The organism is Candidatus Delongbacteria bacterium (assembly GCA_041675285.1).
Classification (GTDB): domain Bacteria; phylum CAIWAD01; class CAIWAD01; order CAIWAD01; family CAIWAD01; genus CAIWAD01.
The window spans coordinates 266766-275480 of sequence record JBAYTZ010000006.1; the positions used below are offsets into that span (position 1 = coordinate 266766).

Here is an 8715-nt window from a genome sequence, read left to right on the forward strand (position 1 = left end):
CGTCAAGCGAGGGTCACTTCCGTTCCCGCCCCATTCATCGCCACGGCACCGTTGCGCACGTAGATGCCTTTGTTCGCGCCCGCCGTCACCGCGAACCACTCGCCGTCGTCCACCTGCAGTTGGGTGGGCATCGAGGTGAAAGACCGCAGCCGGACTTTGCCAGCCGTGGCGTTGAAGATCTTGCCGGTGGGAAGGGTAGCCGTGGATCCCGAGCCTGTCAGAATGCCGCCCGAGACCTTGGTCAGGCTGGCGGCGCTGCTGGCGATCTTCGTGTCGGTGACGGCGCTGGTGGCGAGCTGGGTGGCCCCGACCGCGCTTGAGGCGATCTTGGTGGTCGACACTGATCCGTCTGCGAGGCCGTTGTTCGTGACGGCATCCTTGGCGATCTCCTTGGAAGTGACGGCGTCCAGGATGGCCAGCGCGCCCCGGTTCTTGATGGAGGCAGACGCCAGGTTGATGTCGCCGTTCAGCAGGTTCCCGACCTTCACACGCCCGTAAATGGTCCCGTCGGAGACGTTGTCCAGCGTGCTGAGCTCCGTCAGGATGCTGGGCGTCCAGGCAGGCACCCACTCGCCCGGGACGGCCTGCACGGCGTCCACGAAGCCGATGCCGATACCGGTCCCCGTGCCATCCGCAATGCCGAAACGGAGCTTCACATGGCTCGTCCCGGCCGGAAGATCCGCGCGCTTCACCTGCGCGATGTATTGCGTGAAGGTTGTCACCGTGTCGACGTGATCTGCCCAGACGACAGCCGATCCCAGGTCCGTGCCAGCGGCGTTGAAGAAGTGCGCCTCGGCCTTCAGGCTGGACGTCCCGGCAAAGATCTCGCCGGAGATCCAGCAGGAGAGCATCAGGGAGCCCGTGAAGCGCGAGAAGTCGATGGCATTCGACCAGCCGCTCCACAGGTCGACGCCCACTGCCTCGATGCGCATGGTGTAGCCGCCCAGGAACACGCGCTCCGTGGACCGGGTGATTGTTCCGGTTGGCATTAGATCCAGGCCGCCGTTTCGAAGCTGCCATTGATGATCAGGTTGACGGTGGAGAGCTCCGAGAAGACGCCGGCGTCCACCTTCTCGCGCGTGACGGCGCCAGCCGCTAGCTTGACTGCCGTCACGGCGTCCGTCGCCAACTGCGCAGCGCCAATGGCCCCGGTTCCCACGTGAGTGGCGCCGACGGCGCCGGCGGCGATCTTCGTGCCGCTGACCGCCCCGTCCGCCAGGCGGTCCGTGGCCACGGCGCCAGCCGCGATCTTGGCCGTGGAGACGGCAGCGTCGATCAGCTGCGTGCTGCCAACGGCCGCGCTGCCCATCTTGGCCTGGGTGACGGCCGCGTCGGCGAGCTTGGTGGTGCCGACCGACGCGTCGGCCAGGTTGCTGGAGCCCACGGCCGCCGCGCCGAGCTTGGCCGTCGTCACCGCCCCGTCCGCCAGCTTGGCGTTGGTGACGGCACTGGCGCCCAGCTCGGTGGAGCCCACAACGCCCGCCGCGATCTTGCCGCTGGTGACCGCGCCCGTGGCGATCTTTGAGGCGCCCACCGCCCCGTCGACGATCTTGGCCGCTGAGACGGACCCGTCGGCGAGCTTGGTGCCCGTCACGGCCCCAGCCGCCAGCTTGTTGCCCGTCACCGCCGCGTCCTGCAGGGCGCCCTCGGCCACTTTGGCCGCGCCGATGAGGCCGGCACTCGTCACGACGGTGGAGCCATCGGCCAGGTGGATCAGCGGTGTGCCACTGCCCAGGGCGATGGAGCCGTCCGCCTGGCGCTGCAGGGCGTTGGAGGTCACCTTCCCCAGCGAGGCCGTGTCGGCCGCCAGGCGCGTGTTGTCCACGGCGTTCGTGGCGAGCTTGGCCGTGGCGATGGCGGCATCGGCGATCTTCGCCGTGGTGACGGCCGCCGCCCCCAGCTTGTTCGTGGTGACGGCGCCATCGGCGAGCTTGGTCTCCGTGACCGCGCCGGCCGAGATTTTCGTGTCGATGACGGCATTCGTGCCGAGCTGCGTGGACCCCACCGCGCCCGCAGCCAACTGCGTCGCGCCCACCGCGCCCGCAGCGATCTTGGCGGAACCCACCGCTCCATCGGCGATCGAGGCCTGCACGACTTTCGCAGGCGCGATGTTCGCGCTGGCGTCCGTCAGATCGATGAGCTTCCGGCCCGGCGCCACGGGCGTGTTCCAGTCCCCTGTGCCCTTCAGGTCGAGGATGGTCGCCGTCAGGTTGGGGTCGGCCTCGCCCGAGACGACGGCCTTCTTGACCAGGGCGTTTCGGCCCAGCGCCCCAACCGTGTTGCGCCGGCTGTAGAGGGCGTCGAAGTGGGTCACCGTCCCCACCGGCAGGGCCGAGAGCTTGATGAAGACCGTGGAGAGCGGCACGGCGCCGCCATCGTTGAGCCACCAGCCGGCCCCAAGCCCTGAGCCCGACTGCACGTCGCCGGGAGTGACGACGGACGTGCCGTTCTGGTTGAGGCAGATGCCCGTCACTGTGACCGGGTTGCCTCCGGCATCCAGGAGGTCGCCGCCGGCGGAGTTCAGCAGGTCGAAGAGACCGGCCAGCGAATCGCCCGTCTCGCCGATGTTGATGGCCGCGCCCGCCGCCTGGTAGGCTAGGCGATAGGTGAAGACGCCCCCGCCGGCAGCGTGGATGCTGCCCACCGGCACGCTATTGTCCTCATGGGGCTCGGCGATGGCTCGGGCATGGAGAGCCGCGGCGTTCTGCACCGCCGTGTCGACCACCGTGCCATCCGTTGCTTTCAGGTCGGCGGTCACCTGCCCCGTGGTCGTGTCGATCAGCGTACGGATGCCACCAGGCGCGTGGATGTCCTCCTGGACCAGGTTTCCCTTCACCCGGCCGTCCGTGCGAAGAGCCGCGAGCTTGCCCTGGGCGCTGGCGTCCAGCTTGGTCTCGGGCAGGATGCCGTCGGCGATCTTCGACGGCAGGTCGATGCGCGCCAGGTTGGTGTTGGGCAGCTCGCCCGTCACCTTGGTGACCAGGTTCACGGAGCCGTCGGCGATCTTAGTTGTGCCCACCGCGCCATCGGCCAGCTTGGGCTGGAGCACGGCCCCGTCCTGGATGGAGCCGGGCGTGATCTCGCCCGAGGGGTTCACCTCCTTCACGCGCCGGTAAGTCTCGCCATCCGAGACCAAGTCCAGCGAGTCCTGCTCCTTCAGGCCGTAGGGAGTCCAGTGGGTGGGAAAGGAGCCCTGCTCGACCTTGACCCCATCCACGTAGGCCGTGCCCGACGCCAGTGCCCCGTCCCAGCCGAAGGAGAGCTTGATGAAGACCGTGCCCAGGGGCAGCTCGCCCGCGTCGCCGAGCTTCGACATGTCGAAAGAGCGCCAATAGCGCGTGAACTGGGTCTCGCCCGACTGCGTGAGCACCGTCCAGTCGATGGGCGTCATGGGCATGTGGTCTTCGTAGAAAGGCGTGATTCGGGCGTAGAAGGTGCCGGCGTTCCGCAGGTGCATGCGGATGTAGGTCGAGATGCAGACCTTCGACAGGCCGCGCAGGTCGATGAAGTTGACCTTAGCCAGGCTGGTGGCGGACGGTCCGCCCTCGGCCTGGATCTTCATCGAGTAGCCGCCGAAGACCGAGCAGTCCGTGGACCGCGTGATGAGTACCGACATGATTCCTCCTACCAGGCTTCCTGTTCGAATGACCCGCCCCGCTGCAGGTTGGTGGAGCCATCCTGCTCAGGACCATCCCCCGTCGTGGCGCTAATCGTGCGGCTGGTGCCGCGATAGCGCCCTTCACTTGTTTCCTGCCGCATGCGGAAGGCGTAGGTGGTCGTGGACTGCAGGTCCGTCACGATCAGCGTGCGGGCCTGCCGGTCGCGCGTTTCGGCCACGTCTTTCCAAGCGGGACTCCCCGCCGCCTGCGCCTGCGCCACCACGCGCTCCGCCTGGAATCCATCCGCTGGGTGGGTCCAGGCGAGTTCCACGGACAGGTCCGTGGTCAAGGCGGAGAGCAGGACCACGGGCGGCGGCACGACGTGCTCCAGCCGGCGCCGGAAGGCCGCCCGATCCCCCACGTCGAGGGAGAGCCGGGACCGCGCCACCAACGCCAACGGGCGGAAGAGCAGGGCGTAGTTCGAGTCGCGCAGGCCCGTCAGGCTTAGCACGCCGGTTTCTGGAATGACGCCCGTGCGCACCAGCAGGCCGTGCCGCTGCCCGCCGCGCTCCACCTCGCAGAGGTTGTCCTGCAGGACGTAGACGGCGCCGGGCGGCAGCCCGCTTTGCGTCAGCGTGGCCATCAGACACCGGCCTGCAGCGTTTCCAGCGTCCGCACCACCGTGGTGAACTGCTCCTGGGTGGGCGCCTCGGCCAGGGCCCGCTGCAGCTGAAAGACCTGCTCCTCCAGGTCCGTGGCCAGGCGGTCGCGCTCGACTTCGAAGCGAGTCCGCTCCTGGCTGCGCCTAAGGGCCAGGATCTCGGCCAGGGTCTGGCCGTCGGCGTTCTCCAGCGCATCCGTCAGCACCTCCAGTCCGGCCGACCAGTCGCCGCCGACGTCGTACTCGGTGACGGCCTGCGCGTAGATGACCAGATGCTGCCCGCCGCGGATGGGCCACTGCAGACGCTCGGTCCAGACATCGCCCTCCCAGGCGAGCTGGTAGCCCGTCAGGACCTGCCCCATGGCCGGCGGCGCCGGGAGGGGCGTCAGGAGCTCGATCGTGCGGCTGCTGGAGTTGAAGGCCTTGACGATGCGCGAGATGCCGGCTACTTCCACGCGCGTGCCCGGCTGGAAGACCGCCGTGCCCGCCACCTTCACGAGGCTGGTGGTGGAGCCAGAGCCGACCAGGTCGCTGGCCTGGACGGCCTCGCGCTTCTGGCGCGGAATCGTCGAAGACTCGTACGTGCGATGGATCAGGTCGACGTGGGCGCTTTCCAGCACCGCCTTGGACACGCCCACGGGCAGGCGCGTGCGCGTGTGCTTGAGCTCGTAGACGCGTACGCGGTAGCCGCGAATCTCCTCCTGGTCCACCAGGGCCGGCTTGTCCCAGGCAAGGCGCAGAGCATAGGCCTCGCTGTCGCCGGATCCGCCCTGGTCGTCCTTGAAGAGCTCCAGCACCGTGTTCGCATGGGCGGCCTTGGCCTGCAGGACTTCGGTCCGCGTGGCGCTCCTGGCCGTCTTGGTGGCGTCGACGGCCGCCAGCATCTCGGAGGCCGAAGCCACGTCGCTGCCGTAGCCTAGGGACGTTGCTTTGGCGAGGTGGAAGTAGGCCGCGCCCTCGGTCTCGTCGGCCGCCGCCGTCAGCACCAGGGTCTGCTGGGCCACGTTGACGGAGAGGACCGTCACTTCCTTCAAGAGCCCGTCCGCGTGGAGCAGAATCGTCTGCCCCTCCAAACTGGAACTCAGGTCCGTCCCGGCGCCCGTCACCGTCGCCGATCCCGTGACGATCGACAGCGTGCCTTGCTCGCGGCTGACGCCTGCGGCGCCCGAGACGATGGCCTGCTGCTTGGCGTGCAGGACGTCCAGGTCGGCACTGCCGCCCACGTTCTCGGTTCCCCGGATCTGGCCCAGCGTGTAGCCGGCCAGGCGCTTGGCGTTGATCAGGGCCCGGTAGCCGTCCAGCTCGCCCACGTGGGCCGACAGGGCCTCCACGCTGACGCGCGCGGCCGTGTAGGTGTCCAGGGCGCTCTTCAGGGCCGCCGTGCGGTCCGGCGCGTCCGCGTGGATCTGCAGGGCCAGGTTCGCTTCCAAGAGCACGGGCGTGCCGGGCTGGGACGGGACCTTGCGCGTCTCGATCACGCGGTCGCCGTGCCCGTCCTGCAGGTTGAGAATGCCGCTCCTGAAGAGCAGGGCCAGCTCCGGGTGCAGGGCCAGGGCGTTCAGGACGGTCAGGACCTCACTGCCCGGGTTCTGCTCGTCCTGGTAGCCGACCTGGAAACCCGCCGCCGTCGTGTGCGTGTCCGTGTTCGGCTGGTGGATGCGTGGGTCGCTGACGACCTGGGAGAAGGCGCGCAAGTCCTCCACCGTCCCATCCGCATGGACGCGGGCCACCACCACTTCCTGCGCACCCTTGACCGGGAAGGCCGAGAGACGCAGGGCGAAGCCGTGAATCTGGCGCGTCTGGTGGGTCTGGCCCGTCACGAAGTGGGTCTTGGGAGCGGCCTCCGTCAGGGTGTAGCCGGCAAAGACGTAGCTGGTCGACGTCGGCCAGGGCTCGAAGAGGCCCAGGAGACTGATGATGCGCTCGCCGCCGGCATAGGCCACGCCTGGCGCCAGCACTAGGTCGCTGCCATTCTGGCTGACGTCGAAGCCGTGAATGACGCCTTCCGAGAAGAGGTCGTCCGTCCGGTCCAGGATGGCCTGCAGGAGGGCGTCCCGACTGAAGTTCTCGTCCTCCAGCGTGGGCTTGTCGCCCGAGAAGAACAGGTAGCGGTCCACGATCAAGCCTCCACGAAGGTCAGCACGCACGCCGCGTGCGCGGGTTTCTCGGCCATCACGAGCTCGGTCACGCGCAGCGTCTCTTCGTCGTCCAGGGCCGCGGCAGGCGTGATGCTCATCCAAAACGTGAAGCGCATGTCCAGGTCGGCCTGGCTGAAGAGGCGCGTCTGGCGCAGGCCAACATTGGCCGGGTCCGCCTGGTCCGCCGCGCTGAAGAGGTGGCTGCGCTCTGCCTCCACCTGCGCCGCCTGATCCGCCACGTTCCGCACGATGCGCGCCTCCGGGTCATCCGCGTAGACGGTCAGGGCGCTCAAGGCGTGGCCCAGCACGTCCTCGACCAGGTATTTCATCCCCATGGCGCTGCCGGCGAACTGGCGCGTCGCCGGCAGGATGGCCAGGCGCGCCTCCAACTGGGCGTTCGTTTCACCAGCAAGCCTTCTCGTCCCACGGTCCACCGCGTGCCGTTCCAGGTCGGTCGTGCGCTCGGGGTCCGAGTAGTAGGGATGCGTTCCATCGCCCAGGGTCCACAGGAAGCCGCGCCGGCGCAGCCGGTAGATGGCCGCCTTGGCTGCGTCCAGGGAGAGACCGAAGGAATCCAGCAGGCGCGAGAGGACACTGTCGTCCACGCGCCGGCGCACCTTGGGCAGGAGGCCCAGCAGGTACGGACCCAGGCGGCTGTCCATCAGAAGTCCCACACCGTCTTGTCGATCGGTTCAATCATCGGCACGACCTCGCCAGCCGGCGCCTGCACGCGGTCCTGGTAGATGCGGCCCTTCACGCGGTGGACGAGGGTCGCCGTCTGGGCGTCCACGTCCAAAAACTCGGCCGGCGTGGCCGGCACATCCGCGTTAGGCGCGTCCACGGTCACGTTGTAGACGCCATCCACGGCCATGACGGCTGCCACCAGGCGCGCGCGGATGAGGCCCTCGCCCAGCTGCAAGCCATCCGAAAAGCCCGCCAGGGCGATTCGGATGGCCGTGTCCACCGCAGCCTGGTCCGCCGTGGCCAGGCGCCAGATGGTCAGGCCCAGGGCGACGGGCGTGATGGTCGCGCTGGAGACCACGAGCTGGGCGGTCAGGGGTTGGCGGGGGCGGATGAAGGCCTTCACATCGTCCAGGAGCTGGGGCGTAGGTGCGCCGTTCGTGCCCAGCACCACCACGCCCACCGTGCCGGGCCCGTAGGGCGCGTCGTCCAGCACCATGGCCGCCTGTACGCCCGGCACGGAGAGGGCCCAGGCATGGTAGGCGCCGCGCGTGCCACCCACACCGAGGGTCTCCCATTTGCCAATAGCGCGCTCGCGGAAGGCCCGGTCACTCTCGGCGTCCGCGCCCTCCTGGGCCAGGTAGGGGATGCCCTCCCGGTCCACGTTCGTGACCGTCTCGATGCCGGAGATGGGCGTGACAATCAGCGTGACCGTGGCCGGGCCTACGTTGCCGGTCGCGCCCGCGGCCTCGGCCGTGGCGGTCACGTAGGTGGCTGACTGGCCCGTCTGCAGGGAGACGTCATTGTCCGTCAGGAAGCGTGTGCTCCTCCCCGCCGCGTCCTTCCTGCTCCGCACGATGGTGCCAGCCGGGATCAGCGTGTCCTGGGTGGCCGGCGCGCCGCGGCCGAAGGTGAGGCGGATTTGCGCCTGCTTGGCCACTAGGCGCCGCACACCCACCTCGCGGGCCTTCAGGTCGAGCCAGGATCCCGTGGCGGTCTGGATGAAGAGCGCGCCGCTGACCGTCCGCACCAGCTGGTAAAGACCGGCCAGGCCGCTGGCCAGGGCTTCCAGGATGCCGCGCAGGGCCGCGCCTGGGTTCAGGTTGGTGAAGGGCGTCTTGGCCAGGACGGCCGAGAGCAGATCGGCCAGAATCTCGTCGAAGGATCTCATGCCTGGATCTCCCCCTGGCGGACCACGAAGGGTCCCTTCAGGCCTAGGCCCCACACCAGCTCTTGCAGCCGGTCCTGCCCGGCCAGGGAGAAGCGGATGCGGAAGACCTTCTCCTCGGCCGTGAAGCCGACCTGCTGCACGAGGATGCTCGCGTCCTCGACGCGCGGTTCGTCCTCCAGCGCCTCGCGCAGGTAGCGCTTGGCCAGCATGCGTGTCCTGGGCGTGTCGGGCGCACCCAGGAGGCTCTTGATGCGGCAGCCCCAGGTAGGATGGGCCGGCAGCTCGCCCGGCAGCGTGGCCAGGCGGTCGAGGATGTCCTGACGCAGCACGTCCTCGTCATGCGCGATCTGCAGGTCGCCCGTTGGCGCCACCAGGAGGTCGCCGTCCGCCGCAAAGGCGATGTCGCGGGCTAGGAACGTGCTCATAGGATGGCCCCCGGCCCCGTCGTGGCGCCCGTCTGGGCAC

The 8715-nt window shown here is 68.9% G+C and carries 7 protein-coding genes; all 7 read right to left on the bottom strand.

The features are described 5' to 3' along the window. Positions 1 to 2: 2 nt before the first annotated feature. Positions 3 to 953 carry a hypothetical protein gene (locus tag WC326_08510; protein ID MFA7331100.1) on the bottom strand — a complete coding sequence of 317 codons (951 nt, stop codon included), beginning with the start codon at positions 951 to 953 and terminating at the stop codon, positions 3 to 5. Between the two features lie 35 nt (positions 954 to 988). Beyond that, a complete protein-coding gene (locus WC326_08515) occupies positions 989 to 3616 on the bottom strand; it encodes a hypothetical protein (protein MFA7331101.1) in 2628 nt (875 codons plus the stop codon). An 8-nt stretch (positions 3617 to 3624) separates the two neighbouring features. Next, positions 3625 to 4242 (bottom strand): fibronectin type III domain-containing protein, encoded by a 618-nt coding sequence (locus WC326_08520; protein ID MFA7331102.1) that lies wholly within the window; start codon positions 4240 to 4242, stop codon positions 3625 to 3627. After that, positions 4242 to 6377 (bottom strand): hypothetical protein, encoded by a 2136-nt coding sequence (locus WC326_08525; protein ID MFA7331103.1) that lies wholly within the window; start codon positions 6375 to 6377, stop codon positions 4242 to 4244. Before WC326_08525 ends, WC326_08520 begins: the two co-directional genes overlap by 1 nt. Positions 6378 to 6379: 2 nt before the next feature. Further along, a complete protein-coding gene (locus tag WC326_08530; GenBank protein MFA7331104.1) occupies positions 6380 to 7060 on the bottom strand; it encodes a hypothetical protein in 681 nt (226 codons plus the stop codon). Beyond that, positions 7060 to 8250 (bottom strand): baseplate J/gp47 family protein, encoded by a 1191-nt coding sequence (locus tag WC326_08535; protein ID MFA7331105.1) that lies wholly within the window; start codon positions 8248 to 8250, stop codon positions 7060 to 7062. The genes WC326_08530 and WC326_08535 overlap by 1 nt, the downstream gene beginning before the upstream one ends. Then, on the bottom strand, positions 8247 to 8715 hold a 469-nt coding region (locus tag WC326_08540; GenBank protein MFA7331106.1), incomplete at its 5' end, for a GPW/gp25 family protein. The genes WC326_08540 and WC326_08535, both read right to left, overlap by 4 nt.

What these genes read in the sequence shown, in the direction of transcription:
- WC326_08520 (MFA7331102.1), bottom strand. Translation starts at nt 4,242, where the DNA reads ATGGCCACGCTGACGCAAAGCGGGCTGCCGCCCGGCGCCGTCTACGTC.
- WC326_08535 (MFA7331105.1), bottom strand. Translation starts at nt 8,250, where the DNA reads ATGAGATCCTTCGACGAGATTCTGGCCGATCTGCTCTCGGCCGTCCTG.
- WC326_08515 (MFA7331101.1), bottom strand. Translation starts at nt 3,616, where the DNA reads ATGTCGGTACTCATCACGCGGTCCACGGACTGCTCGGTCTTCGGCGGC.
- WC326_08530 (MFA7331104.1), bottom strand. Translation starts at nt 7,060, where the DNA reads ATGGACAGCCGCCTGGGTCCGTACCTGCTGGGCCTCCTGCCCAAGGTG.